Origin of the sequence: Desulfuromonas sp. AOP6 (genome assembly GCF_009731355.2) — a bacterium.
Classification (GTDB): Bacteria; Desulfobacterota; Desulfuromonadia; order Desulfuromonadales; family SZUA-540; genus SZUA-540.
This window is the reverse complement of record NZ_AP022810.1, coordinates 3,109,886-3,135,000: the sequence shown is the minus strand read 5'-3', so window position 1 is coordinate 3,135,000 and position 25,115 is coordinate 3,109,886. Positions and strand designations below refer to the sequence as shown.

The following is a 25,115-nucleotide window of genomic DNA, read 5'->3' as shown; positions in this document are numbered from 1 at the left end:
TTCAGCCCTCCAGGCGGGGGCTGAGGAGCGTGCGCCCGCGCCGGACGACGTCGACCCCGTGACGCTGGCGCAGCTGGTCGAGGGCCTGCAGCAAGGTGCTTTCCCGCGGCGAAAGTTCCCCACCGGCCTCAGTAAAAAGATGAAGCTGCCGGGCCGTGCCCAGCTCCTGGCAGGCCAGGCGCATCCCCTTGAGACGCACGCGGCGCTGGCAGGTGGCGTAGAAGAGGGTTTCGGCGGTTTCCATGAGGATCGTGTCAGCGGAAGCCGGGTTAGGCAGGCGGCGGCTGCGGCGGGCGGTGACGCCGTCCTCGTAATAGAGGGTCAGTACGAGGAGGCCAGCCCCTTGCCCGCGCAGGCGCAGGCGATAGGCGCAGCCTTCCACCAGACGGGCGAGGGTCGCCAGCAGGGCCTCGTCGTCATTGTCGGCCTGGGGCAGAAAGGCTTGTTCCCTGACTTCCGGCGTCCGGGCCGGCGGGCTCACCGGCGAGGGGTCGATGCCACAGGCGCGCTGGCGCAGCAGGGGAGCGAAACCGCCGAAGAGCAGGCGCAGATCGTCCAGGGAAAGCGCGGCCAAATCCCCCACACGGCGCAGGTGAAGCTCACGCAGCAGCAGGGAGGCGCGGGTTTGTCCCACGCCGGGAAGGACGCTGACGGGCAATGAGCTGATGAAGGGGGCCTCGCTGCCGCGCAGGACGTCGCAGACGCCGGGGCGTTCGAGATAACCGGCGGCGATACGGGCCACCAGTTTGTTGCCGGCGAGGCCGACAGCGCCGCTCAGGCGCAGCTGCCGGTCGACTTCCCCTTCCAGGTGGGCGGCGACATCGCGGCCGGGACCGAGCAGGCGGCGGCTGCCGGAGATATCGAGGTAGAGGCGGCCGGCGATTTCCGGTTCGACCAGGGGTGAGATTTCGGCGCCGAGGCGGCAGAGAGCGGCCTGGGCCCGGAACAGGGCCGCCGGGTCGGGCGGGATAAGCGTGAGACGCGGACATAGGCGCCTGGCCACCCGCACCGCCATGCCGGGGACGAGGCCTTCGGCGCGCCCCTCGGCGGAGACGCATTGCAGCAGGGCCCGCTCCGAGGCGCCGGGGGCCAGGGCGACGGGGCGTTGCCGCAAGGCCGGATCGATGACGCGGGCGACGGCGACGGCAAAGTCGGGAATATGCAGGTGCAGGATATCGCGGGGCATGGTGGCAAGGGCGAAATCGGTCTCGGTCTTCAGGCGCAGTGGCGGATGACGCCGACCACCACCCCTTCGAGGCGAAAATCGTCCGTGGGGTCGACCAGGATGGGAGCCATAGCCGGGTTGGCCGGGTGCAGTTCCATGGCGGCACCCTTGCGGTAGAGACGCTTGACTGTGGCCTCGTTGCCGATGAGGGCGACGACGGTCTGGCCGCTGACGGCCTCGGCCTGCTTGCGCACGATGACATAGTCGCCGTCGAGAATGCCGTCGCCGATCATGGAATCCCCCTTGACGCGCAGGACGAAATGTTCACCGGGACCGAGCATGGCTGGAGGCACCTCGATGCTCTCCTGCTGCTCCACCGCTTCGATGGGCTTGCCGGCGGCCACCCAGCCGGCGAGAGGGAGTTCCCAGCTGTCGCGCCGCTGGGCCAGGGGGCGGGCGCCGCGGCGGGCGTTCCAATCGCGGGCCAGATAGCCGTCCCGTTCCAGGCGCTTGAGGTAGTTCTGCACCGTACCCAGGGAAGAGAAGCCGAAGGCGCGGGCGATTTCCTGTTGGGTGGGGGCGTAGCCATGCTGGTCGAGGTGGCTGCGGATGTAGTCGAAAATCTGTTTCTGTTTCGGCGTCAGTGGACTCAAGGGGCCTCCTTTCTGCTGGGGATGCCCCTAGTTATAGGCGTAAGTTTGGCGTATGTCAAGAAATGAAAATGCCGGGCGCTGCCGGAAGAAGTAAGGTTCAGCGGGGGAGCTGCAGCCAGTGGGAGATTTCCTGCAGGGGTACCTGGCTGTGCCAGTGGCCGCTGAAACGGCCGGCCAGCGAGATGACGACGAAGAGAGCGACGACGGCCAGGCCGAAAAGGACGGAGGGGATGGGTCGTCCGCCTGCCTGCATCTGCAGGGCGCCCGGGGCTGGGCAGCCTTGCACGCAGCGGTAGCAGCCATAGCACTCGGCCGAGCGGATGGTGCGCTTGTGCATGACCGGCAGCCAGGCGGTGCAGCGGGAGGAGCAGAGACCGCAGCGGATGCAGTGGCGCTCGTTGCGGCGGATCTTGCTGAGGGACAGCAGGGAAAAAAGTCCGAGGAGAGCCCCGTAGGGACAGAGGTAGCGGCACCAGGGCATCTGCACGAAGAGGCTGAGCAGAACCATGGCGGCGATAAAAGCAAGAAAGGTCAGGGAAGGATCCTGGAAGAAGTGCAGCATGCGCACGTCGGCGATCTTGTGGTAGGGGGAGGACAAGAACGCCCGCAGGGCGGGCAGCGGCATCATCCACAGGATCTGGTAGACAAAAAAGCCGAGAAGCAGGTATTTGAGGCTGCGCAGGGGCAGGTCGAGCCAGAAAGGGGGAGCGAAAGTCCTTCCGGTCAGGCGTTTTCCCAGGCGCCAGAGCCCTTCCGACAGCGGGAAGATGGGGCAGACCCAGGAGCAGAAGCCGCGCTTGAGCAGGAGGGCGGTGAGGATGGCGGCCAACAGAATGAGGGCGGCGGCTGGATGGACAGGGTGCAGTTCACCTGTCTGCGCCCAGTGCCGCAACCCCATGAGGCCGCTGATGGGTAAAAAGCCGTCGACGGCGGCGGGACGGGCCATGGCGGGGGTCTGGCTGCCGGCCAGGGCGGCGGCCCAGAGAGCGAAGCGCCAGCCGATCCACAGATAGAACAGCAAAAAGCCCGCCTGCACCGCATAACGGGGGGCCATGGCTTTGGGGGCGGGACGCGCTGGGCCTGTCATCGGTGCATGCCGCCGCTGTTCCGGCTGCCGCCGCCGGAGCGCATCGCCGGGCTGCCGAAATAGCGCTGGCGGATTTCCTGGCGGCGTTGCGGGCGTTGTTCATTGGGCAGGGAGCGCAAATCCTCCAACTCCTGCCGCAGCTGCTGGCGCTCTTCGGGCGGTAGGGACTGGAAACGCTGATAGGTGTCGCGCAGCTGCTCACGTTGCTCGGCAGGGAGCTGCTGCCAGCGCTGAAAGCGTTCGCGCAGTTGCTGCTGTTTCTCAGGTGGCGACTGACGGAACTGTTGCAGACGCTGACGCAGCAGCTCCTGCTCGTCGGCGGGCAGAGTCTGAAACTGCTGGTAGCGTTCGCGCAGTTGCTGGCGCTCGGCGTCCGAAAGATTCTGCCAGCGCTCCAGGGCCTGCTGGCGCTCGGTGGTCGGTGCGGTCGCCGGGGGCGGCGAGTCGGCCAGAACCGGCCCGGCCAGCCCAAGCATAGCCATCAGCAGCAAAAGGGTAATCCCTATACGTTTCATTCGGTCTCCTCCACCATGGCCAGCACTTCCATATTCTGTAGCAGTTCGAGCATTTGCAGCAGCTCAAGCATCTCGACGATTTCACGATCCGTAGCGCTCAGGGGTTCTTCCTCGGCCGGCTTTTCATCCCTGGTGTGGGTCTCGGCCGCCGACAAAGAGCCGGGGCTGAGCAGCAGGGACGCCAGCAGCAGCACAAGGGCGAGCGTCCGTTCAGGCATGGTCATTCACATCCCCCAGTTCCTGCAGCAGCTCGAGTTCCTCCAGGATATCCAGGTTGCGCAGGAGCTCCATCTCCGGCAGCCCCTCCAGCTCGGCGACCAGGCCGTTGCTGTCGGCCGGTGGCGCCAAATCGGGGGGCGAACCGGTATTGAGCAGCAGTAGGAGCACGGCCGCCGCCGTGGCGAGCCCGCCGCCGAAGAGGGGTAAAAAGCGCCGCTTTTGCCGCCGGTCGAGGTGTTCCATGACCTGGGCGCTGAAGCGTTGTTTTTCCTCGGTACTCAGTTCGATGACCGGCGTCGGCAGCGCGCCAAGCAGCGATTCCAGGGCGGCCAGCTGCTGGCGACAGGCGGCACAGCCTTCCAGGTGTTTGTCGATGGCGCGGCGATCGGCCGGTTCCAGCTCCCCATAATAATAGAGGGTGAGTTCCTCTTCTGGGCAGCGCCCTGTGTTGGCTCTGGTCATGGCGAACCTTCCTTCAGATCGTGCAGTTCGTGGCGCAGGACGGTGACGGCGCGGTGCAGATGGGCCTTGACCGTCCCCTCTTCCAATTCAAGTATCCGGGCAATCTCCTTCAACGGCAGTTCCTCCTGGTGACGCAGGATGAAAACGGCCCGCTGCCGGGGCGAGAGTTTTTTCAGCACGGTGTTGAGGCGTCGCTGCGTCTCTTGTGCCAGCAGCGCCTCTCGCGGCGAAGGATCGGGTGCCGCGGCGCTTTCAACCGGATCGGGCTGCTCTTCGTCGTCGTTTTTACGGAAAAAGAACAGCTTCCGTCGTCTCTGTTCCCTTCGCAGGTGGTCGATGGCCAGGCGGCTGACGGTGCGGTAGAGCCAGGTCGATATTTTGCTGTCGCCGCGAAAGGTGGCCAACGAGCGGTGCAGCCGCAGGAAGGCTTCCTGGGCAATATCCTCGGCCTCGTCGCGATCACCGATGAGACGGGTGGCCAGGGACAGTATCTGCGCGGCATGGCCCTGAACCAACTGTTCAAAAGCGCGGTTATTGCCCTGGCGTATCTGCTCGAGGAGAATTTTTTCCGTACCTTCATCCATGCGCAGAGAGTATCCCCAGGGTCTTCAGCTGTCAACGCGGCGGCTGCCGCCACGGTGATTTTGTTTCATTAGACGCTGCCGCCGCGAAAAGGTTTACAGGGCCAGGGCGCGGGCGGCGATCTGGGCCGCCGTGAAACCGAAGCGCTCAAAAAGCTGGTCAGCCGGGGCGCTGGCGCCGTAGCCGTCGAGGCCGATGACAGCACCCTGCAGGCCGACGTAGCGCTCCCAGCCGAAGGGGCTGGCTGCTTCCACGGCGAGGCGTCGCTGACAGGAAGGCGGCAGCACCTGCCGGCGGTAGGTTTCATCCTGGGCCTCGAAGAGCTCCCAGCAAGGCAGGGAGACGACCCGGGTCCCCTTCCCTTGTTGCTGCAACATGTCCCGGGCCTTCAAGGCGAGGGAGACTTCCGAGCCGCTGGCCAGCAGCAGTATATCGAGATCGCCTTCCTCCGAGGCCAGTACATAGCCGCCGCGCCGCAGCCCCTCTGCCGAAGCGAGTTTGCCGCGGTCCAGGATGGGCAGGTTCTGGCGGGAGAGAATAAGGGCGGTGGGACCACTTCGGTGCGCGATGGCCTCGTGCCAGGCGACCGCCGTTTCGTTGGCGTCGCCGGGACGGATGACGCGGAGGTTAGGCACGGCCCGCAGGGCGGCGAGCTGTTCCACCGGTTGGTGGGTGGGACCGTCCTCGCCAAGGCCGATGGAGTCGTGGGTAAAGACGTAGATGGGGGCCAGCCCCATCATGGCGGCCAGGCGCATGGGCGGTCGCATGTATTCGGAGAAGATGAGAAAGGTGCCGCCGAAGGGGATGAGGCCGTCGGTGTGGGCGAGGCCGTTGAGAATGGCTCCCATGGCGTGTTCCCGCACGCCGAAGTGAATATTGCGGCCGCTGTGACCGGGGCGAAAGGCGGCCTCACCCTTGAGTTCGGTGTTGTTGGAAGGGGCGAGGTCGGCCGAGCCGCCTAACAGCAGGGGGAGCCGGGCGGCCAGGGCGTTAAGGACGATGCCGCTAGCCTTGCGGGTGGCCAAGGGGCCGTCGGCAGGGTCGAAGGTCGGCAGATCCTCCCCCCAACCGTCTGGCAGGCCACCTTCGCGCATCTGCAGCCAGGCCGTCAGGGGTGAATGCAGGGACTGGTTCAGGCGATCAAAGCGGCGTGTCCATTGAAGCTCCCAGGCGCGGCCGCGGCGGACGGCCTGGCCCATGTGCTGGCGCACACTGGCGGGGATGACAAAGTGCCCGTCGGGCTTGCGGCCGAAGGCCCGCTTGGTCTGCGCCAGTTCGTTGGCGCCGAGGGGAGCGCCGTGGGCCTCGGCGGTGTCCTGCTTGGTGGGAGCGCCGAAGCCGATATGGGTGCGGGCGATAATGAGGGACGGTCGCGGATCCTTCTTGGCCGCCTCGATAGCCGCGTCGATTTCGGCCAGATTCTCCCCTTCCACCCGCTGTACCTGCCAGCCGTAGGCGAGAAAACGCGTGGCGACCTCTTCGCTGAAAGCCAGGTCGGTTTCCCCCTCGATGGTGATGCGGTTGTCGAGGTAGAGGGAGATGAGGTTGCCCAGGCGTAGATGCCCCGCCAGGGACGCCGCCTCGGACGCCACCCCTTCCATAAGGTCGCCGTCGGAGCAGATGGTGTAGACGCGGGTATCGAAAAGCTGGGTGTCGATAGTTTGCGCGAGGTGGCGGGCTCCCATGGCCATGCCGACGCCGACGGCGAAGCCCTGCCCCAAGGGTCCGGTGGTCGTCTCGACGCCGGGGGTGTGGCCGAATTCGGGGTGGCCGGGGGTGCGGCTGTCGAGTTGGCGGAAGTTTTGGAGATCGTCGAGAGAGAGGTCGTAGCCGCTCAGGTGCAGCAGGCTGTAGAGCAGTGCGGAGGCGTGCCCGCAGGAGAGGATGAAGCGGTCCCGGCCCGGCCAGGCCGGATTCGCGGGGTTATGCCGCAGGTGGCGCTGAAAGAGGAGATAGGCCAGAGGCGCCGCCTCCATGGGGGTGCCAGGATGGCCGGAGTTGGCCTGTTCCACCATGTCGGCCGATAGCAGGCGCAGGGTGTCGATAGAAGCCTTGACAGCAGGGACCTTGAAGTCAGGATTTTTCATGGCATCTCCTTGCAGGGTGCGGGTTCTGCTCCATTGAAGCAGGAAAGCAATCCCATTTCAAGGAATCTGCAAGTCATAAGGGGCCTTGGCTGAGAATTATCCGGGCCAAAAAGACTCAAGGCCGAAGTCAGGGGGAGGCATCCCTGCTTTCGGCCTTGATTGTTCGGGAGGTTTGCAATGAAGAAGTTATCGCCAGCTCGCCTGCCACAACAAGCCTTTGATGGTTTTGACTATACCTGCCGGGGTCACGCTTTTCCACGTGCCTTCCCGTAAACCTCGGGATAAGAAGGCACGCCGATGAACTGTGCTTTTGTGCAGTCGATGGAGAGTGCTGCGGTTGCGGCTGCAAAGATTTCGGGCCGGTCAAGTGGGGGAGGCATCCCTTTTGACCGGCCCGATAACCAACGAAGATAACGAAAGGAGGTTTTTATCGCCGGCTCGCCTGCCACAACAAGCCTTTGATGGTTCTGACTATATCCCTTTTGGCCAGGCCTGCCTACGTGTCGATGCGTAAAGATTGGCTTGCGGAGGAACAGTGGCGGACTGTGCAAATGGACAGTCGGAAGGACTTCTCAGAAGCCGCAATGGGCGTACAGCGCGTTCAGCTTATCCTCGTGGGAGCCCTGCCAGCGCTCCAGCAGGCGCTCTGCCAGGGTTTTACCCGTAACGGCGATCTCTTCGACGTCCTGCAGGTAGACGGTTTCGTCCTGGCCTTCCTCATCGAGAGCCCGTTGCCGCCGCAGGCTGTCGCGAGCGATGGCAAGAATATCCAGGGCCAGGGTCTGCAGGGTGCCGGCGCCAAAGGGGGTTTGCAGGCCGAGGCGCCAGGACTGGCGGTAGAGGATGGCAAAGGTCTCGGTATCCACCGTTTCAAAAAGGGCCAGGCTGTCGGCGAGGGCTTGCTCGTCGTAAAAGATCCCTTTGACCAGGGCTGCCACCGCCAGGGTCGCCCGGGAAGGGAGGCTGTCGGCGGAGCGGATTTCGATGTGCGGCCGCAGGCGTGCTTCGGGAAAGAGGGTGGAGAGATGCAGGTCCCAGTCGCCGAGGGTGGCGCGGTGCGGGCCGAAGCCGTCGGCGAGGTAGCGGCGAAAGGTGAACCGCTCCCTGGTGAAATCGACATACTGGCCGTCGCGGATGATGAAATACATCGGCACGTCAAGGGCGTAGTCGGCATAATCGTTGAAGGTGGCTCCCGGCAGGAGCAGGCGGGGTACCAGGCCGCTGCGGTCGGCGTCGGTACGGGCCCATATTTCGCCCCGAGTGGAGAGAAAACCGCTGGGGATGCCGTCCATGAGAGGGGAATTGGCGAAAAGAGCGTAGAACAGAGGGGAAAGGTGAAAGGCCAGGCGCAGCTTGCGAAAGCAGTCTTCTTCACTGCTGTAGTCGAAATTGACCTGCAGGCCGGCGCTCTGCTTCATCATCCGCTGACCCATATCGCCTGTGTGCTGCATGTAGGGCCCCATGATATCGTAGCGGGCCTTGGGAACCCAGCCGATCTCCTGCAGGCGACTGAAGGGCTGTACTCCCAGTCCGAGAAAACGCAGGCCGAGGGTGCGACCGGCGCGGATGATGCCGTCGATATGCTGGGAAAAGCCTTTTTGGCAGCAGTGGATATCGGCGCAGAGGGCGCCGGAAAGCTCCAGCTGACCCCCCGGCTCCAGGGTGACCGATGAGGAAGCGTCTTTCAGAGCGATGAGATTGGGCCCCTCGTAAATGCCACTCCAGGCACCGTCGGCCAGCAATAATTCGAGCAGGGCGCGAATACGGGGATAGGAGGCGGCCCGACCCGTTTCGGCATCAACCACCAGCTTTTCCATCTCGGCGCCGATGCCCCAGTCCCTCCGTGGCTTGACGCCGCGGGACAGGTAGGCGACGAGGTCTTGCCGGGAGTCAATGGGGTGATCCAGGTTGGGTTTGATGAAGGTCGTCATGGCCTCCCTTTCAGCCGAATAAAGATGGCGGCTCTGCGGCGACGAAAAAGCCGGCCCGAGGGCCGGCTTGCGATTAGGGTGCGGACTGCAGATAGGCGGTGATGCTGGCGCCGATGCGTTCAAATATGCTGGCGAATTCCTTTTCATTACGTTCCAGCAGGGTGATGCGGAATCCCAATTCCGGTGTGCAGAAGGAAGAGATGGGGACGACGCAGATGCCCGTCGATGCCAGCAGGTAATAGACAAAGCGTTTGTCCAGAGAAACGCCCGGTTGGTTGACCAGATTTTCCACCAGGCTTTTGACGTCCTGGATTTCGATAGGCAGGGTCTGGCGGTCGTTGAGTTTGCCTTTTTCAAAGACGATACTCATGTAAAAGGCGCCGTTGGTGCGGTTGACCTTGATGCCGGGAACCTCCTTGAGCAGGTCGTAGGCGATGTTGGAGTATCTCTCGTAGCGGCCCTTGCGTTCCTCGAGATAGGCCGGATACTTGGGGTGGCTCATGATGGGCGGAATGGCTTTCTGCGGCAACGTGGTGGAGCAGACCTCGACCATTTTGGAATTGACGATGCTCTGCACGTACTGTTTGAAGACGGGATCCTTATCGGCGTTATAGACCTCGATCCAGCCGCAGCGTGCCCCCGGCCAGGGTGCTTCCTTGCTGATCCCTTTCATGGCGATAGCGGGGACGTCGCCGATGAGGTCGGAGATAGGCTTGGTCGACTGGCCGTTGTAGACGATGTTGTGGTAGATCTCGTCACAGATGATGAAGAGGTCATACTCTTTGGCGATGGCGATCATCTCCTTGAGGATGCGCTCCGGGTAGACCGCACCCGTGGGGTTGTCGGGGTTGATGATGAGAATGCCGGAGATGGCCGGATTGTATTTGACCGACAGGCGCAGATCGTCAAGATCGGGGTACCAGTTGTTATCGGGATCAAGTCTGTAGGAGACCGGCTTTTGCCCGGCATGGGCGGCTTCGCCGGAGGAGTGGGTGGAGTAGGTCGGCGACGGGCCGATGACGCGGGCTTCGCGGCGCAGGAAACCGTAGACCTTCTGAATAGCGTCGCCGAGTCCGTTGAAGAAGAGGATATCGTCGGCGCTGATCTGGGTTTTACCACGCTTGTTGGTCAATTCGGCGAGAAATTCGCGAGTCTCCAGCACGCCCCGGGTCGGGCAGTAACCGTAAGAACAGTCTTTCATGGCCAGGTCGGCGACGATCTTCTTCATCCAGTCGGGGATCTTCTCACCCTTGGCGATGGGGTCGCCGATGTTTTCCATGTTCGTTTTCATGCCGAGCTTGTTCAGTTTCTCGGCGATCTCGACAATAGCCCGGATTTCGTAGGTCAGTTCTCCGGCGCCGATGTGCACAATATTGTTGCGCATAACCCTTCTCCCCGTCTTGGTAGTGGCGTCGCCCTGCGGCGAAAATACAGCTGAATATGAAAAGGCCATGGACGACTGCGCCCATGGCCTGCTCGCTTTTCAAGGACCGCTTGCGGTCAGCCAGCAAAGGGGGGGGCACACGTGCGGCCAATTGCCGCCGCCTTCGCCGCGGCTGCCGCCGCTGCCAGGTTATACCCTTTGCCGGAAAACATCATTTGAAGCTCCCCTTTTACATTGGATTGCTTGGTTAACACAGCGTTTGAAGAAAGTCAATGCTTTCCTGCGCGAGACTGGAAGGACGGCCGTATGCGGCCGTCAGAAGCTTCTTCTCTTGCGGGAGAGTTTTCCAACCAGCCAGCCAATCAGAAAAACGCCACCACCGGCCAGGAACCACTGAATCATGCCGGTGGTCAGCAGCGACTTATTCTCCTGGCGAATCGCCTCGATCTCGGCGCTAAGACGGGCGTTGTCCTCTTCCAGCTGGTTGCGGGCGTTGGTAATGTTGACGATTTCGCGCGAATTGGCCAGCAGAGTATCGTAGCGCTCGGTGGCCTCCTGCAGTTCGCTGCGAGCCTGGGCCAGGGCGGACTTCAGCTCGGTCACCTGCTGTTCGGTCGTCTGGCTTTCCGTCGCCAGGGTTGTCTTGATTTTTTGGAGCTCGCTTATGGCAGCCTCGCGGGCTTTTTCGGCCGCTGCCAGCTTTTGCTGGAGCTGCGCCCTTTCCTTTTGCAGCCGGTCAATCACAATGGGTTTGGGCAGGTCACTGGTAATGTATTGGCTCTGCACGTAGCCTTTTTCCCCGGCAGGGGTCTGAACCAGAAGATAGCGTCCCTGATCAGCCAGGACTTCCAGTGGCGTATCCGTGCGCAGCGTGGTGATTACCTCGGCCTGATCGGCTGGCTGCTGGCGGATGGTAACGACGAGTTGATCGGAGACGTAGCGGGTTTCCGCTGCTGCCGCCAGGGGCAGTGTCAGCAGAACAAGAAAAGCCATTGCGATCATATTACGCACATACGGCATAGAACTTTCCTCCTTGGTTCTGAATCACCGACCTTTGAAGCCGGTGCACGCAAAAAACCCCCATAGACTAGCCGTCTTGGTGATTTTTTGCAACCTCTTAAAAACACGGCATTAGTTTGGGATAGTCCCCTTCGAATGTTCTATAGGGGTAATAGGACACTCCATTGCCTGGATAATTGATATGGAAAAATTAAATACAGTTGGGCAAGACGCAGCCATGAGCAAAAGAAGACTTACGAATTATTGCTGCGGCACGCCTGGAGGGCCTGCCACCGCCTGCGCTTCGCCTACCACATGCAGGACTCGGCCGCGGACGTTGTTTTCAGAGCGAGCATTAGTCAACCAAACGACAACCTGCCCATCAGGTCGCATCCCTACAACCAAGGTAGGAGAATCCTTGAACTTTCGGCCATCGGAGATGCGGGTGTAACCAGGCATTTTTCGCGCCTGTCGCGCCAAATCCTCATCCAACTGAACGGTCGCCTCATAGCTCATCCCTTCCTTCAACTGATGCCACCGTACCCGCGCCACCCGAGGCATGCGTTTATCAAAGACACTGGTGATTGATCCGGCATGTTGCCAATCTCCCTGGATTTCACCCCCCATGGCCCACCATTCGTTATCGAAGATTGTTTTCTCGACGTAGATTTGGTTGCCCGCTGTGGTCGACAGCCCGATTGAGAGAGCCCCGAACATGTCATTGGGGTATCGTTTAACAATAATTACAGTAAAAACAAGAAGTATCAGGAGAGCGTAAACCATTCGCCTTTTAGTCATATACATACCCCGTGTTGATTTTGGCTGGCTTCCTGCCAGGGGTCTTTCTGGAAGTTTCCACGTTCCGGCTCGTTGGCAAAGACGGTGCGGCCGCCAGGGTTGGAATCGTGAGCGTTGATCTGATTCGCCAGGGCCTCGCCACCTTCGCCGCCGCTCCGATATCTATGCGAGTGGTGGATGGTGTCCCGAGGCAGGCCGTTGTAGGCGCTCAAGGGTTTATTGTGATTGCTTTGCACACGACTATTGCAGCGGCACACCTGGAGGACCTGCCACCGCCTGCGCTTCGCCTACCACATGCAGGACTCGACCGCGGACGTTGTTTTCAGATCGGGCATTCGTCAACCAAATGATCACCTTCCCATCAGGTCTCATCCCTACAACCAAGGTAGGAGAATCTTTGAACTTTCGGCCATCGGAGATGCGGGTGTAACCAGGCATTTTTCGCGCCTGTCGCGCCAAATCCTCATCCAACTGAACGGTCGCCTCATAACTCATCCCTTCCTTCAACTGATGCCACCGTACCCGCGCAACCCGAGGCATGCGTTTGTCAAAGATGCCGGTGGCTGACCCTGCTTGCTCCCAACAGCAATTAATGTCTCCTCCGGCCGCCCACCATTCATTGTCAAAAACTACCCGTTCAACATATATGTGATTACCGGATGGCGTCGACAACCCAACGGTGAACGATCGAAATAGTTCAGCACGACAGCCGGCTAGGACAACCATGCCGAGCATGGCAAAAGACAACCCCAAACAAAGGAACCTGTTTCTATTGAAAGTCATATACACACCCCACGTTGATTTTGGCTGGCTTCCTGCCAGGGGTCTTTCTGGAAGTTTCCACGTTCCGGCTCGTTAGCAAAGACGGTGCGGCCACCAGGGTTGGAATCGTGAGCGTTGATCTGATTCGCCAGGCCCTCGCTACTTTCGCCGCCGCTCCGATATCTATGCGAGTGGTGGATGGTGTCCCGAGGCAGGCCGTTGTAGGCGCTCAAGGGTTTATTGTGATTGCTTAGCACACGACTATTGCGCCGGCACGCCTGGAGGACCTGCCACCGCCTGCGCTTCGCCCACCACATGCAGGACACGGCCGCGAAGATTGTTTTCGTGAGGAGCATTTGATAGCCATACCGTCACGTTGCCATTGGGTTCCATACCGATAATGAGATAAATCTTTTTAATCGTGCTGCTGTCGTGATGAGCAGTTACTGCTGGAAGCCTTTGTGCCTGTCGCGCCAAATCCTCATCCAACTGAACGGTCGCCTCATAACTCATCCCTTCCTTCAATTGATGCCACCGTACCCGTGCCACCCGAGGCATGCGTTTATCAAAGATGCCGGTGGTAGGCCCAGCTTCTTGCCAACAGCCCTGCACCTCGCCACCCGCAGCCCACCATTCATTATCAAAAATAGTTCTCTCAACATGGATGCGGTTGCCTGCTGTGGTTGACAGACCAACGGTGAAGTAACGGATCTCTGTGGCGCGATTACTCGCTACAGCCAGAAGAGCGGCACTGATGAGGGCCGCTCCGAGAAGGTAAAATATTCGGCGCCTCGTCATATACACACCCCTTGTTGATTTTGGCTGGCTTCCTGCCAGGGATCTTTCTGGAAGTTTCCACGTTCCGGCTCGTTGGCAAAGACCGTGCGGCCGCCGGGGTTGGAATCGTGAGCGTTGATCTGATTCGCCAGGCCCTCGCCACCTTCGCCGCCGCTTCGATATCTATGCGAGTGGTGGATATAATCCCTGTAGAGTGCATCGTAAGGGGCGCTGCCCGGGCCGGCCTGTTCAGCCTGCTTTACCATCGCGCTCAGCTCAACCGGCACGCGGTAGGCGTGGCTTTTGCTGGGTAGTTTCGCCAATGGCAGCAGCGGCACCCCGTGGTTTAATGCGGCCGCATGCATCCGTTCCAGGGCGACATGGGCCAGTTCGTCGCGTACCATGCGCCTGCCGCAAAAGGTGACGATGCTGCGCCGCCAAGGGGAATGATGGGCGCCTTCCCATTGAATCCGAGCCTCGATCTCCAGACCCGGCACCGGATACTGCTGGCGGTATGCCTTCAGGGTCTGAGCCATCTGTCGATCGCGCTCTTCCGGACGCAGCCAGGTAAACTGCTGGGAAGGAAGATAGAGGACCTCTTCTCCGTTTCGATAGCCGCCGCCTACATCGGCGTGAGCGCCGGGCATGGCTTCTTCGACAAAGTGCGTCGGCAGGCTGCCGTCGGCACTGCGAAGCGAGGAGAGGGGGAAATTCCGGCGCTGCTCGTCCTGGGCGGTGAGATGATAGACGGCGCGTGCCGTCTGAGGATGAAGGTCGAGGTTGATCGAACAGGGCATGCCCGCGTTGGAGATGGGATTGTCGTTGATGTTGTTGCCCGGCAATCCCACGGAACCGACGGTGTCGAAGAGCCCGACAAAACGCACTACCACCCGTAGGCCTCCCCAATAGGCGGGATCGGTGTCATTGAGGTGGTGGATGCAATTGACCAGGGCACGGGTGATGGCACTGCCCCGGCTGAAACCGAACAGGTCCACGTACCCGAAGGAGGCCAGAGGGAAATTAAAAAAGAACAGGCGCATTGCCTCAAGCGCCTCAGCAACCCGCTTGCCAAAACTGTAGGCGATCCCCTGATCAAGCAGGTCGAAAAAACCGGCCTCCTCCCCCGTGCGGGTGCCGATGCCATCGAGGTAGTACCGATTGACCAGGCCTCCATCAATATGCGGATACAAATCATGTAGCTTGGTCACATTGGTCGGCGCCTTGGTCTCGCTTGCCATGTCGTTGTGCCCGTTGTTACCGGTGCCATCGGCGAAAATGCCGAACTGCGGCGCCTCCCAGCCGGCCCTAAGGAGCGGGCGCTCGCCTCTTAGGCGATGATCAAGAAGGTAAAGCCTGGCGCCCTCGTCGACATCCGGGGAAAGCCGATCGCGTAGCCTACCCGGCGTGATCAGGGTGTCGAAAGGCACGCTCTCGAACAGTGTCTTTTTATTTGCACCCCAGGCGGCTTTGAGGGAATAGGAACCCTTCTCGGCCAGGTTGCCGAAACGGGTGTTTTGAATCCCTGCCGTAGCCGCGCTCACCGCACGCTGGATGTGGTAGTTCTGACTGCCGGAGAGAATCAGTCGCCCTTCTGTGGCCTGTACGCCGGGTAGGATCTCCACATCGAGGCTGTGGCGGGCGACCGCGCCGGTATCCGTGATGGGCGCAAAGCTCACGGGCGGCGCTGGCGGCTCTGCGTAAGAGAAATTGAGACAGGAGTTGGAGCCAAAGGAACCGCCGCCTCCGAAGGTGCGCCGGGTCAGACGGCGGGTGACGGCGTAATGCTTCTGGCCAATACCGAGACAACGGAAAGAATCAACGGACTCCCAGCCTTTTTTCCCTTCGACAAAGAGCCGGGTATTCTCACCAAGGCGCTGGTAACGGATTTTTTCCGGATCAATGACGATCCAGTCGCGGTAGTGGGGATGAAGCTGACGGGTCAACTCAATGGAAAGGGTCTCGATAGCGATGCCGCGCCAGGGAGTTGGATCGGAAAGGGTGTCGTCGGACCACGGATCACGCTGGGCGTTGGTGCGGCCGAATCTGTCGCGGCCGAATGGGTCGAAACCTTCTTCATCGAAGCCGTACAGGTCGAACTTGCGCGGTTTCCCTGGATCATCCCATCGGCCGAAATTGTCTGGTTGTCCCCAAGAACGACTGTCCCTTGCCCACCTGCTGGTCATCCCCAACCTCTTATTAGTCATTTCAGGTTAAAAAATTTCAACAAAATGCCATCGCAGGTGGGGAATGGCAAGGAAATTTTCTAAGTAACATTTTAAATTACAGTGAATAAGAGGATGGGAGGGTTGTTTTGGGCAGGGGGGAGAATTTCTGGGCAGGAAAAGGTGAAGAGGAGCTGTCCGCTCCTCTTCACCGAGACAACTTACAGCAGGTCGGCCTTCTTCAGCAGCCATTCAGCCCCCTTGTAGGAGACAAGAATAACGGCAAACCAGCCAATAATGAGTGCAGCAATCATGGATATATCCTCCTAGTAAAGGTCTTCGGCTTCTTCGCCCTGCAGATCTTCGACCGTGAGCTTTCGGGCGTCCATCAGTCGCCAGACATAGGCAATGTAGGCCAGTACGAAGGGGACGGCGATGGCCACATAACTCATGGCCGTCAGGGTGTAGTGGCTGCTCGAAGCGTTGGCGATGGTCAGGCTGCTTTGCAGGTCGAACTTGGAAGGATAGAAGGCCGTGTGGTTGAAGCCAGCCAGAAAAAAGAGGGAAAGGCCGACAAAAACCGTTCCGGGGCCGGCGAGCCAGATGCCGCCGCGCCGTGCGGTGAAACGGGTGAGGACCACGGCGGCCACCACCAGAACCAACCCGGCCACCAGCAGGGTCATTACCAGGGGCATGGCCAGCAGGTTGTGGAGATACTTACCGGCCACGAGAGTGATTGCCCCCGTCTGCGGCTCAGCGGCATAGCCGTCGATCGTGAGGAGCCGAGCCAGGAAATAAAGGAGGAAAGGCAGGGCGCACAACAGATTATTGAAGGCTGCTTTGCGCAGACGCTCCTCCAGGGGGTCATGGTGGATGTGGTTGAGCAGATACATGGCGCCGAGAATGCGGGCCAGAAAAACCAGAAAAAGGCCGAGCGAAAGGTTGAAAAGACTGAAGGCCGCTTCCAGGCCGCGCAGGGGATGCTGCCAGGTAACCGAGTTGTAGGAGCTGAGCTGGAAGTTGGAGCCGCTGAAAAAGGTGGCGACGGCGGCCCCGATCAGCAGCAGGCCGACACTGCCGTTGATGAAGAGAAAGGCGTCGTAAGTTCTGGTACCCAACAGGTTGCCCGGCTTGCGACGGTACTCAAAGCTGACCGCCTGCACAATGAAGGTAAAGAGGATAAGCATCCACACCCAGTAGGCTCCGCCGAAGCTGGTGGCGTAGAAAAGGGGAAAGGCGGCGAAAAAGGCCCCCCCAAAGAGCACCAGGGTGGTAAAGGTGAGTTCCCATTTGCGGCCGATGGAGTTGATGACCAGGGATTTCTCCTCCGGTGTCCTGGCGGCGGTGGCGAGCAGGGTTTGGCCGCCCTGTACGAAGGTCATGAACAAAAAGAGGGCGCCCACGGTGGCCACGATAATCCACCAGAGCTGTTGCAGTTGGCTGTGCGCAAGATTTCCGAACATAATTATTTCCCCTCCGGTCCGATGTGAATCTGCTTCAGCATGATGCGGATTTCTGCAATCAGCAACAGGGTGAAAAGTCCCAGGAACATGAAGAAGGTGGTCTGAACTGTCGCGGTGGTGAGATTGGAGGTGGCAACATGTACCGGCAGCAGTCCCTGAATGGCCCAGGGCTGGCGACCGACTTCTGCCACGATCCAGCCGGCTTCCTGGGCGATGTAGCCGAGGAAGAGGGAGACGACACCCACCATCAGCAGCCACTTCTGGTTGGCGATGGTGCCACGGAACGTGAAGAAGAGGTAGGCCAGAAAGAGCAGGGGGAAGAAGGTGCCCAGCGCTACCATGATCCGGAAACTGTAGAAATTGAGGGCCACGGGGGGGACGGCCTGCTCAGGACTGCTGAGATAGCCGTAGCCGAGGCTCTGGCTGGTCGCCTCAAAGCGCGCCAGTGCCGCGGAGGCCACCGCCTCGTCACCGCTGGCCCTGGCTTCTTTGTAAAGAGCCAGCTGCTCGATAGCGGTTTTGCCCTCGATCATGCGGTCATTAACACCGATGATGTTCTGTTCCGGGTTGCCATAAACGAGGTCGTTGATGCCGGGCACAAAGCTGTGGGGGTCGCGGTTGGCCAGCAGCGAGAGGAGATAGGGGATCTTGATGGCGAAGATGTAGGGATCTTCCTTGTCCCCCGGTTTCATGTCCGGCCGCAGCAGGCCGACCGCCGCCAGAGAACTCCCCTCCTCGCCCTGGTAAAGGCCTTCGATAGCGGCGAGTTTCATGGGCTGCACCTGGGCGGCGGTATAGGCGGTTTCATCGCCGGTGAAGGCGACATAGGCCGATGAAACAAGCCCGAAGACTGCCGCGACCATGATGCTGCGTCTGGCCATTTCGACATGCCGTTTTTTGAGCAGGAACCAGCTGGAAATACTCACCACAAAGAGGGAGGCCAGAAGGAAACCGGAGCTGGTGGCGTGAGTAAAGTGGCCGATGGCGACGGGGGAACCGAGGACTTCCCAGAAGTTCTCCATTTCGAAACGGGCGGTGTCGGGGTTGAACTTCATGCCGACGGGATTCTGCATCCAGCCGTTGGCGACAAGAATCCACAGAGCCGACAGGTTGGCGCCGACGGCCACCATCCAGGTGGAGAAAAGGTGAAATTTTTTCGAAACCCGATCCCAGCCGAAAAACATGACGGCAAAAAAGGTCGCCTCGATGAAGAAGGCGAAAATTCCTTCAATGGCCAGCGGTGCGCCGAAGATGTCGCCGACCATCCAGGAATAGTTGGACCAATTGGTCCCGAACTGGAATTCGAGGATGATGCCGGTGGCGATGCCGATGGCAAAATTGACAGCGAAAAGCCTCATCCAGAATTTTGTGATGCGTTTCCACTGTTCATCGCCGGTCTTGACATAGAAGCTCTCAAAAAAAGCCAGCAGAAAAGAGAGCCCCAATGTCAAGGGGACGAAGATCCAGTGGAACATGGCGGTCAAGGCAAACTGCCCGCGCGCCCAGTTCACCATGGACATGTCGATTTGTTCCAGCACGGTAACCTCCCTGAAGTGAAATTAATGGTCCTGGCTGCGAGTGAGATTTTCCAGGACATGGTTGGCCCGCTCGACATCGGTGTCGAAGCGGGTGTTGAGATAATTGGGGAAAAAGAGCCATTTGACGATGGCGAACATGATGAAAAGCTTGAAAAGCATGAGTTTCCATAGGGTTTTACCCAGCACCATGGAGCGAAAGCCGTCCCGGTAGAATTCATAGACGCGTGTGATGACCATGAAAACTTTCTCCTCTGTTGCTGTCGTTAGAGCGCCCGAATAATTTTAACGGGTTCTCGGCATATTGCCAGCGGGATTGAAGAGGCAGCGGCTTGCCCCCTCGTCGAAACATAACCAAATTGGTCATAATTCTAGACGGCTGAAATGATTTGTCAAGATTGATTTTTAGAAATCTGCCTTGCGGAGAAAGGAAGAGGTTGAAACTTGGATTAGGAGTCTTCCTTCACCAGGGCCTTCCAGGTGTGGCGCTGCAGGAAGGAGCCTGCAACATTGGCTTCCATTTCGCGGTAGAGAGGGTACGGGAGCGCCATGCTGAGCATGTTGTCCCCCAACTGGCTGCGTACCTGCAGGCGGGCCGACAGGTCGATGAGGCCGGCCACGGCCCGGGGATGTTTCCGCTTTGCTTCGCGGTAAGGGTAAATACCAAGGGCCTGACAGCCGGCAGCAAAGGGAATGATGACATTTTCATTGTCAGGGCGGCCGTAATTGGCGAGTACCGTCAGGGCGGCAAACTGGTCGGGGTTGACGAAGAAGATGACAACTTCCGGAGTTTCGATCTTTTCGTCGACGCTGCTCAGAGGCTTGAAGAGCACGTAGAATTTGGGGACTTCGGTCATGGGGAGGTTGTGAATGAAGTTTTCCACGAGCTCCGGGGTTTTGAGGTAGCGTTCGCCGTGCAGGAAGTTGTCATGGGCTTCGGGGCGCATGAAGGGTTTGAGCTGTTCGGCGGCCTGCCTCCCCTGCTCCCAGTTGGCGTTGCCCGAGGAGAGGAAGTGGCAGAAGCAGTCTTTGCCGCCGGGAAAGGTGACGTACTGGTCGCCGAAACCCAGGCCGACGCCACCGCCGACGCAACCGAAGGTCTGGCGGTCGCAGGCCCCGGCTTTGCCTTTGGCCGCACCGGCGGCCAGCCACATGACACAGCCCCACTTGCCAGGGCTGAACTGCACAGCCCCTTCGGGCTTGCTGTCGCTCCAGAGCAGGGCGACGGGTTGGTGCTGCATGTCAATGGCCTGGGCGATGCGGCTTTTCATAAGACCTCCTGAAGATGGAGACATCTTGCTGACTCAGTCCTGAACCGAGAGAATGAATTGCGGGTGGATATAGAGCACGTAATCCGGCACGAAGAAGGTGTAATACTTCATGGGCTGGTTGAGGCAGTCCATGACCCGGCCGAAACCGGTGGGCATGTCGACGTAGATATCGGCTTCAATTTTCTGGCGATCCAGGGTGCGGATACGAAGGCGGTGCTTGTGTCCCAGCGTCATCAGCTCATCCTTTTCGGTATCGGCAGTGGGAACTGGGTTTTATGGACGGCGTAGCGGTGGACTTCCTCCGTCATGATTTCGTAAGGCAGCATCTTGTTCTGTGCATGGGTGAGGGGCTTGGGCAGAACAAGCAGCAGATCACCAACCTCAGCAACATAGCAGATAAGAGTTTATTAAAAAAGCGTCAAAAGGTCCAGGACGGGAGGGAAGAAAATCTCAGAGAAAAAAACCGCCGGCGTCCAGCAGCAGCCTGCCGGCGAAAAGAAGCAGAAGGACGCCGAGCAGGCGCATGATGGCCAGGTAGGCGCGGCTTCCAAGAAAGTCGCGGGAACGGCCGACCAGAACGGCCAGAAAGATCTTGGAACCGACCAGAAAAAAATAAAAACCGCCGAGAAACAGCGCCGTGGCCAGAGGGCCTTCGTCGAGGGCCTGCAAAATGATGGGGGCACCGACGGTGAACCAGAAAAGATAGGGGTGCGGGCTGAGAATGTTGATGAGAACCCCCTTGCGCAGGGAGGAGGAGGCCGGCTGGTTAAGGTCGACCTGGACGCCGGCGGTTTTGAGGCTGTCCCAACCGAGATGGCCTACCAGGGCGGCGCCGGCGAGAGAGATGATGCCCAGGAGAAAGTCGTAACGGGCGATTTCGGCAACGAGAAAAAAGCTGAGCAGAATGATGGGAGGGTCGGAAATCAGGGGAGCCAGGGCTGTGCGAACACCGGCTGGGCTACCGTGATGCAGGCTTTCGCGCAGCACGAGAAAAAGCAGAGGTCCGGGGGCGAATCCGGCGGCAAGCCCCAGCAGGGTGCCAAGGGTCAGATGAGTCAGCATCCGGTCCTTCTCCGCGGCGACAACAGGGGCATATCAGCAGGGTGCCAGCACGGTGTGGGCGAACAATGTCAGCCCTGCAGCACTTCGAAGGCAATGCCTTCGGAGGAAACCCGGATGACGCGCGCCTTGAGTACAGGCCGCTCAAAGGCGCTGCCCGGGTCGTGGATCTGCAGCTTCATGATGGCACCGACAGCCGGGGGCGGCTCAAGGTCGACGCGGACCAAAGCGCCGCCGTCACTGAAATTCTGGGTGACGCCGATGGCCGTGCGCCCATCCTCTTCCATGACCTTGATATCGATGCTCACATCAAAACGCTCGTGGTTACGTCGCTCGCTCATCGGCTTGACCCCTTGCTATTGTCTGGATGGTCGCCACAAGGTGGCTTCTGGCAGTCGTCTGAGCCCCCATGGCAAGGAACGATGCCCTCCTTGTCCATGTCGATGCTCAGTCGGTTTCGTCCATGATTTTTGCTGTGATACATGAGCGCGTCGGCACGCTGAACCAGACTTTCCATCGTATCCCCGGGGATGGCCAGCGTGCCGCCGAGGGAAATAGTGATCTGCAGGTTTTCCCCACCGTACTGCAGGCTGGCTTTGGCGACCAGGTTGCGGAAGCGGTCGGCGATCTGCTGCATGGCCTCACGGTCAACATTGCGCAGAATGGCGACAAACTCCTCGCCACCCCAGCGGCCAACCAGGTCGAAAGAGCGGGCGTTTATGCTCAGGGTCTTGGCCACCATCTGCAGGACCTGGTCCCCGGCGTTGTGTCCGTGAGTATCATTGAGTTTCTTGAAGTGATCGATATCCATAAAGACCAGGGCGAACGGCATGTGGTAGCGCTTGAACTCGTCCAGGCGGGCTTGCAGTTCCATCTCGAGGTAGCGACGGTTGGCCAACTGGGTCAGGTTGTCGAGCATGGCCAGCTTGGTCAGCTCGGTGACCTGCTGCATGATCGCCTTTTTCGGACTGGAGTCGGAAAAAAGTTCCACCGCTCCGACGAGCTTACCGTCCAGATCTTTGAGGGGCGAGATGCGGATGGCCACGGGAACCCGGTGACCTTTTTTGTGGTGAAGAAAAAACTCGGCTTCCCTGTAGTTGGAGTCTTGCAGGGTCAGGGCCAGGGGACAGCCATTTTCACAGAGGTTGACACCCTTCTCATCGACATGCATGAGAATGTTGTCGGAGCAGTGCTTGCCCACAACCTCGGCGGCCGTGAAGCCGGTAATCAATTCGGCGGCCGGGTTCCAGTAGGTGATACGGCGATCGTGGTCGACAAAGTAGACCCCGTCATACAGATGGTCGAAAATGGATTGATAGTCGAGACCGATATGGGTCATAACTCGCCTCTTGGACCACAATTCTTCATGCGCTTCCTGAAAGGGTAATGTGTGCTTTTTATCACAGCGATAGAAGCAAAAAAAGCTTTTAGTTAAAGGATATCGACATTCTCAGCGCTTTCCTCCACCAAAAAGCGTGCCGAGAACGCCGCGCATGATCTGTCGGCCCACCTGATTGCCGATGGTGCGGGCGGCGCTTTTCATAAAGGCTTCGCCCAGACTCTGGCGGGAACGCCCTGCCGGTTTGGACGGTGGTGTCGCCGGGGTCTCCACCTGCTGTCTTTCGGCGCGCTGCTTGAGAATTTCGTAGGCCGACTCGCGATCGACCGGCGCATCGTAACGTCCCTTGAGGGGGGAGCGCTCGAGGCGCTCGCGGCGTTCCTCCTCGCTCAAGGGACCGATGCGCGATTCGGGCGGACGGATGAGGGTGCGCTGTACCGGCAACGGTGCCCCCTTGGCGCTGAGGGTGGAGACCAGGGCTTCGCCGGTGCTGAGGTCGGTAATGGCTTCTTCGGTATCGAAGGCCGGATTATCGGCAAAGGTCTGAGCTACGGCGCGGATGACCTTGCGGTCGCGCGGGGTGAAGGCGCGCAGGGCGTGCTGAATTTTCAGGCCCAGCTGGCCCAGAATGTCCTCGGGGATATCGAGGGGGCTTTGGGTAATGAAGAAAATGCCGACCCCCTTGGAGCGGATGAGACGGACGACCTGTTCGATTTTGTCGAGCAGGACCTTGGGGGCCTGGTCGAAGAGCAGGTGGGCTTCATCAAAGAAGAAGACCATCTTCGGCTTGTCGGCATCGCCCACCTCAGGGAGATTTTCAAAGAGTTCAGAGAGCAGCCAGAGCAGAAAGGTGGTGTAGACGCGCGGCGCCTGGGCGTAGAGGCGGGTGGCGTCAAGCAGGCTGATGACGCCCTGCCCGGAAAAATCGGTCTGCATGAGGTCCCCGAGGACCAGGGCCGGTTCACCGAAGAAGAGGTCGGCTCCCTGGCTTTCCAGGACGAGGAGCTTGCGCTGGATGGCGCCGATGCTGGCGGGCGAGAGATTGCCGTATTCCTGGCGCAGGGTGCCGGCGTTCTCGGCCATCCAGCTGAGCAGGGCGCGCAGATCCTTGAGGTCGAGCAAAAGCAGCCCTTCGTCGTCGGCAATCTTGAAGCCGGCATAGAGGACGCCGGCCTGGGTATCGTTCAGCTCGAGCAGATTGCTCAGCAGCAACGGCCCCATCTCGCTGAGGGTGGTGCGCACCGGCTGCCCCTTGTCGCCGTGAATATCCCAGAAGAGGGTGGGACAGGGGCGCAGCTGGAAACTGTCGAGGGGAATCTGGGCCAGTCGCTCGTCGATTTTCGGGTGGGGTTTGCCGGCGGCAGCCAGGCCGGAGAGGTCGCCCTTGATGTCGGCGGCGAAGACGGGCACTCCCAGGCGGGAGAAGCTCTCGGCCAGAATCTGCAGGGTGACGGTTTTGCCGGTGCCGGTGGCCCCGGTAATGAGGCCGTGCCGATTGCACATGGCGGCCAGCTGGTTGACAGGTGCGCCGGCGGCGGCGCCGATGGTGAACTGCAGGGGCTCGGTCATAAAGGTCTCTCCAATGCAAGAGGGTGCATGCGTGCTCTCTTTTTTATTGTTTCCAACAGCGGCAGCGGACAGCGCGGCCAGGGATACCGTCAGCGTCGCATCTGCACACGAACCCCGTCGGTGACCTTGTCGCCGGGGTGCAGGATCATCTTCTCGGCAGCCTCCAGTCCGGCCAGGATTTCCGTCTCCAGGCCGTTGCTCTGGCCGGCCCTGAGGGTGCGCAGGTGGGCGCGTTTGCCGTCGACGACGAAGACGGACCACTGGCCGTCGCGGCGGAAGAGGGCGCCGGAAGGCACCTTCAGCACTTTATCCCCTTCCCAGACCATGATGCGGGCCTCGACCCGATAGCCGTCTCCCAGGGTGGGTCGGCTCTCAGGTGGCGTCTCCAGATCGACCACGATGTCGACCCGCTGCTCCTCCACGCCCAGGGCCGAAACCTTGGTATAGGCCGCCGGTTCCACCAGGCGCACGCGTCCAGTCAGGGCCTCGCCTCCCCCCCACTGTTCGAACAAGACGCGCTGACCCGGTCGGATGCGGACGGCATCGCTGGAGAGAACATCGATGACGACTTCAAGATCTTCGGCGTTTCCCACTTCCACCAGGGGCGTACTGGGAGTCACGATTGTGGCACTTTCCTGCAGAACCCTCAGGACCTGCCCGTCGGCGGGCGCCAGCAGCGGGAAGGCGTTCTGCGGTTCGCCCGGCGTGAGTTCACGCAGGCGCAGCAGGGCCGCTTTGGCCTGGGTCAGTTCGGCCCCAGCGATCTGCACGGCAAAAAGAGCCGCCCTGTGATCCTCGCGGGCCGTCTGCCAGGCATAGGAGGCGTCATCGAACTCCTGGCAGGAGATCATCTGCTGGTCGAAGAGTTTCTGGAGGCGCTGGGCTATGGCCTCAGCCTGCCGGCGGTGTTGATCCGCACTGTTCTGGTTGGCCAGGCTGCGGTTCAAGGCCGCTTCCGCTGCTTTGACCCGGGCCTCACTCTGGGCGAGGGTCCGCTCATCGAGCAGGGCGGGAACAGCGGGTTCAATCAGGGCCAGCATCGTCTTGCCGGCCTCAACCTGATCGCCGGGATCGAGATCGATACGGAGAAGACGCCCGGCCAGGGGGGCGGCCAGGGTGTAGCGCTCTTTGACACGGGTCTTGCCATCCTCGTCGATGCTGATCTGCAGGGCACCCTCTTTGGCCTCAACGACTTCAACCTCGACGGGACGGGGTACAAAGGCATAGGCGAAAAGCCCGCCGAGAATCAGGATAAGGAGGGCCAGCCAAAGGCGCCGGCGGATGGTCGGGGTCATG

Annotated in this window: 26 protein-coding genes; all 26 read right to left on the bottom strand. The window is 60.3% G+C overall.

What is annotated here, in order from left to right; all coding sequences use genetic code 11:
• Position 1: 1 nt before the first annotated feature.
• Positions 2 to 1,186, bottom strand: a complete 1,185-nt coding sequence (locus AOP6_RS14665) for a DNA polymerase IV (protein ID WP_155877471.1) — start codon at positions 1,184 to 1,186, stop codon at positions 2 to 4.
• Positions 1,187 to 1,215: 29 nt separating this feature from the next.
• A complete protein-coding gene (gene lexA, locus AOP6_RS14660; protein ID WP_155877470.1) occupies positions 1,216 to 1,818 on the bottom strand; it encodes a transcriptional repressor LexA in 603 nt (200 codons plus the stop codon).
• Between the two features lie 97 nt (positions 1,819 to 1,915).
• Complete coding sequence (locus tag AOP6_RS14655) at positions 1,916 to 2,905, bottom strand: 4Fe-4S binding protein (protein ID WP_155877469.1); 990 nt, start codon at positions 2,903 to 2,905, stop codon at positions 1,916 to 1,918.
• Positions 2,902 to 3,420, bottom strand: coding sequence for a DUF3106 domain-containing protein (locus AOP6_RS14650; protein WP_155877468.1), 519 nt, complete (start codon positions 3,418 to 3,420; stop codon positions 2,902 to 2,904). Before AOP6_RS14650 ends, AOP6_RS14655 begins: the two co-directional genes overlap by 4 nt.
• Positions 3,417 to 3,644 (bottom strand): hypothetical protein, encoded by a 228-nt coding sequence (locus AOP6_RS14645; RefSeq protein ID WP_213194639.1) that lies wholly within the window; start codon positions 3,642 to 3,644, stop codon positions 3,417 to 3,419. The genes AOP6_RS14650 and AOP6_RS14645 overlap by 4 nt, the downstream gene beginning before the upstream one ends.
• Positions 3,631 to 4,101, bottom strand: a complete 471-nt coding sequence (locus AOP6_RS14640) for a zf-HC2 domain-containing protein (protein ID WP_155877466.1) — start codon at positions 4,099 to 4,101, stop codon at positions 3,631 to 3,633. Before AOP6_RS14640 ends, AOP6_RS14645 begins: the two co-directional genes overlap by 14 nt.
• Complete coding sequence (locus AOP6_RS14635) at positions 4,098 to 4,685, bottom strand: sigma-70 family RNA polymerase sigma factor (RefSeq protein WP_155877465.1); 588 nt, start codon at positions 4,683 to 4,685, stop codon at positions 4,098 to 4,100. Before AOP6_RS14635 ends, AOP6_RS14640 begins: the two co-directional genes overlap by 4 nt.
• Before the next feature lie 93 nt (positions 4,686 to 4,778).
• A complete protein-coding gene (gene tkt / locus AOP6_RS14630) occupies positions 4,779 to 6,770 on the bottom strand; it encodes a transketolase (protein WP_155877464.1) in 1,992 nt (663 codons plus the stop codon).
• 572 nt (positions 6,771 to 7,342) lie between these two features.
• The gene (locus AOP6_RS14625) at positions 7,343 to 8,701 is read right to left on the bottom strand and encodes a glutamate-cysteine ligase family protein (protein WP_155877463.1); all 1,359 of its coding nucleotides are present in this window, start codon (positions 8,699 to 8,701) and stop codon (positions 7,343 to 7,345) included.
• Between the two features lie 73 nt (positions 8,702 to 8,774).
• The gene (locus AOP6_RS14620) at positions 8,775 to 10,085 is read right to left on the bottom strand and encodes a pyridoxal phosphate-dependent aminotransferase (RefSeq protein WP_155877462.1); all 1,311 of its coding nucleotides are present in this window, start codon (positions 10,083 to 10,085) and stop codon (positions 8,775 to 8,777) included.
• Positions 10,086 to 10,400: 315 nt separating this feature from the next.
• Positions 10,401 to 11,105 (bottom strand): SH3 domain-containing protein, encoded by a 705-nt coding sequence (locus AOP6_RS14615; protein ID WP_155877461.1) that lies wholly within the window; start codon positions 11,103 to 11,105, stop codon positions 10,401 to 10,403.
• Positions 11,106 to 11,345: 240 nt separating this feature from the next.
• Entirely contained in the window at positions 11,346 to 11,882 is a 537-nt protein-coding gene (locus tag AOP6_RS14610; RefSeq protein ID WP_213194638.1) for a DUF2931 family protein, read from the bottom strand.
• Positions 11,879 to 12,118, bottom strand: a complete 240-nt coding sequence (locus AOP6_RS14605; protein WP_155877459.1) for a hypothetical protein — start codon at positions 12,116 to 12,118, stop codon at positions 11,879 to 11,881. Before AOP6_RS14605 ends, AOP6_RS14610 begins: the two co-directional genes overlap by 4 nt.
• 4 nt (positions 12,119 to 12,122) lie before the next feature.
• A complete protein-coding gene (locus AOP6_RS14600; RefSeq protein WP_155877458.1) occupies positions 12,123 to 12,665 on the bottom strand; it encodes a DUF2931 family protein in 543 nt (180 codons plus the stop codon).
• Positions 12,666 to 12,905: 240 nt separating this feature from the next.
• On the bottom strand, positions 12,906 to 13,442 hold the full coding sequence (locus AOP6_RS14595; RefSeq protein WP_155877457.1) for a DUF2931 family protein: 537 nt from the start codon (positions 13,440 to 13,442) through the stop codon (positions 12,906 to 12,908).
• Positions 13,439 to 15,604: a DUF2235 domain-containing protein gene (locus AOP6_RS14590; RefSeq protein WP_213194637.1), complete on the bottom strand. Its 2,166-nt coding sequence runs from the start codon at positions 15,602 to 15,604 to the stop codon at positions 13,439 to 13,441. Before AOP6_RS14590 ends, AOP6_RS14595 begins: the two co-directional genes overlap by 4 nt.
• A 305-nt stretch (positions 15,605 to 15,909) precedes the next feature.
• On the bottom strand, positions 15,910 to 17,046 hold the full coding sequence (gene cydB, locus AOP6_RS14585; RefSeq protein WP_155877455.1) for a cytochrome d ubiquinol oxidase subunit II: 1,137 nt from the start codon (positions 17,044 to 17,046) through the stop codon (positions 15,910 to 15,912).
• Positions 17,047 to 17,048: 2 nt separating this feature from the next.
• Complete coding sequence (locus AOP6_RS14580) at positions 17,049 to 18,584, bottom strand: cytochrome ubiquinol oxidase subunit I (RefSeq protein ID WP_213194636.1); 1,536 nt, start codon at positions 18,582 to 18,584, stop codon at positions 17,049 to 17,051.
• Positions 18,585 to 18,605: 21 nt separating this feature from the next.
• On the bottom strand, positions 18,606 to 18,821 hold the full coding sequence (locus tag AOP6_RS14575; protein WP_155877454.1) for a DUF4492 domain-containing protein: 216 nt from the start codon (positions 18,819 to 18,821) through the stop codon (positions 18,606 to 18,608).
• 209 nt (positions 18,822 to 19,030) lie between these two features.
• Positions 19,031 to 19,852: a DUF169 domain-containing protein gene (locus AOP6_RS14570; RefSeq protein ID WP_155877453.1), complete on the bottom strand. Its 822-nt coding sequence runs from the start codon at positions 19,850 to 19,852 to the stop codon at positions 19,031 to 19,033.
• A 33-nt stretch (positions 19,853 to 19,885) separates the two neighbouring features.
• Positions 19,886 to 20,086, bottom strand: a complete 201-nt coding sequence (locus tag AOP6_RS14565; RefSeq protein WP_155877452.1) for a hypothetical protein — start codon at positions 20,084 to 20,086, stop codon at positions 19,886 to 19,888.
• Between the two features lie 216 nt (positions 20,087 to 20,302).
• Positions 20,303 to 20,914 (bottom strand): LysE family transporter, encoded by a 612-nt coding sequence (locus AOP6_RS14560; protein WP_155877451.1) that lies wholly within the window; start codon positions 20,912 to 20,914, stop codon positions 20,303 to 20,305.
• Positions 20,915 to 20,982: 68 nt separating this feature from the next.
• Positions 20,983 to 21,252, bottom strand: a complete 270-nt coding sequence (locus AOP6_RS14555; protein WP_155877450.1) for a PilZ domain-containing protein — start codon at positions 21,250 to 21,252, stop codon at positions 20,983 to 20,985.
• Positions 21,249 to 22,250, bottom strand: coding sequence for a sensor domain-containing diguanylate cyclase (locus AOP6_RS14550; protein ID WP_155877449.1), 1,002 nt, complete (start codon positions 22,248 to 22,250; stop codon positions 21,249 to 21,251). Before AOP6_RS14550 ends, AOP6_RS14555 begins: the two co-directional genes overlap by 4 nt.
• Before the next feature lie 111 nt (positions 22,251 to 22,361).
• Positions 22,362 to 23,819, bottom strand: a complete 1,458-nt coding sequence (locus tag AOP6_RS14545) for a helicase HerA-like domain-containing protein (RefSeq protein ID WP_155877448.1) — start codon at positions 23,817 to 23,819, stop codon at positions 22,362 to 22,364.
• An 89-nt stretch (positions 23,820 to 23,908) separates the two neighbouring features.
• On the bottom strand, positions 23,909 to 25,114 hold the full coding sequence (locus AOP6_RS14540; protein ID WP_155877447.1) for an HlyD family efflux transporter periplasmic adaptor subunit: 1,206 nt from the start codon (positions 25,112 to 25,114) through the stop codon (positions 23,909 to 23,911).
• Position 25,115: the final 1 nt, after the last annotated feature.

Coding starts and splice junctions, on each gene's coding strand:
- AOP6_RS14665 (WP_155877471.1), bottom strand. CDS start 1,186: ATGCCCCGCGATATCCTGCACCTGCATATTCCCGACTTTGCCGTCGCC.
- AOP6_RS14655 (WP_155877469.1), bottom strand. CDS start 2,905: ATGACAGGCCCAGCGCGTCCCGCCCCCAAAGCCATGGCCCCCCGTTAT.
- AOP6_RS14650 (WP_155877468.1), bottom strand. CDS start 3,420: ATGAAACGTATAGGGATTACCCTTTTGCTGCTGATGGCTATGCTTGGG.
- AOP6_RS14645 (WP_213194639.1), bottom strand. CDS start 3,644: ATGACCATGCCTGAACGGACGCTCGCCCTTGTGCTGCTGCTGGCGTCC.
- AOP6_RS14640 (WP_155877466.1), bottom strand. CDS start 4,101: ATGACCAGAGCCAACACAGGGCGCTGCCCAGAAGAGGAACTCACCCTC.
- AOP6_RS14635 (WP_155877465.1), bottom strand. CDS start 4,685: ATGGATGAAGGTACGGAAAAAATTCTCCTCGAGCAGATACGCCAGGGC.
- tkt (WP_155877464.1), bottom strand. CDS start 6,770: ATGAAAAATCCTGACTTCAAGGTCCCTGCTGTCAAGGCTTCTATCGAC.
- AOP6_RS14625 (WP_155877463.1), bottom strand. CDS start 8,701: ATGACGACCTTCATCAAACCCAACCTGGATCACCCCATTGACTCCCGG.
- AOP6_RS14620 (WP_155877462.1), bottom strand. CDS start 10,085: ATGCGCAACAATATTGTGCACATCGGCGCCGGAGAACTGACCTACGAA.
- AOP6_RS14615 (WP_155877461.1), bottom strand. CDS start 11,105: ATGCCGTATGTGCGTAATATGATCGCAATGGCTTTTCTTGTTCTGCTG.
- AOP6_RS14610 (WP_213194638.1), bottom strand. CDS start 11,882: ATGACTAAAAGGCGAATGGTTTACGCTCTCCTGATACTTCTTGTTTTT.
- AOP6_RS14600 (WP_155877458.1), bottom strand. CDS start 12,665: ATGACTTTCAATAGAAACAGGTTCCTTTGTTTGGGGTTGTCTTTTGCC.
- AOP6_RS14595 (WP_155877457.1), bottom strand. CDS start 13,442: ATGACGAGGCGCCGAATATTTTACCTTCTCGGAGCGGCCCTCATCAGT.
- AOP6_RS14590 (WP_213194637.1), bottom strand. CDS start 15,604: ATGACCAGCAGGTGGGCAAGGGACAGTCGTTCTTGGGGACAACCAGAC.
- cydB (WP_155877455.1), bottom strand. CDS start 17,046: ATGTTCGGAAATCTTGCGCACAGCCAACTGCAACAGCTCTGGTGGATT.
- AOP6_RS14575 (WP_155877454.1), bottom strand. CDS start 18,821: ATGGTCATCACACGCGTCTATGAATTCTACCGGGACGGCTTTCGCTCC.
- AOP6_RS14570 (WP_155877453.1), bottom strand. CDS start 19,852: ATGAAAAGCCGCATCGCCCAGGCCATTGACATGCAGCACCAACCCGTC.
- AOP6_RS14565 (WP_155877452.1), bottom strand. CDS start 20,086: ATGACGCTGGGACACAAGCACCGCCTTCGTATCCGCACCCTGGATCGC.
- AOP6_RS14560 (WP_155877451.1), bottom strand. CDS start 20,914: ATGCTGACTCATCTGACCCTTGGCACCCTGCTGGGGCTTGCCGCCGGA.
- AOP6_RS14555 (WP_155877450.1), bottom strand. CDS start 21,252: ATGAGCGAGCGACGTAACCACGAGCGTTTTGATGTGAGCATCGATATC.
- AOP6_RS14550 (WP_155877449.1), bottom strand. CDS start 22,250: ATGACCCATATCGGTCTCGACTATCAATCCATTTTCGACCATCTGTAT.
- AOP6_RS14545 (WP_155877448.1), bottom strand. CDS start 23,819: ATGACCGAGCCCCTGCAGTTCACCATCGGCGCCGCCGCCGGCGCACCT.
- AOP6_RS14540 (WP_155877447.1), bottom strand. CDS start 25,114: ATGACCCCGACCATCCGCCGGCGCCTTTGGCTGGCCCTCCTTATCCTG.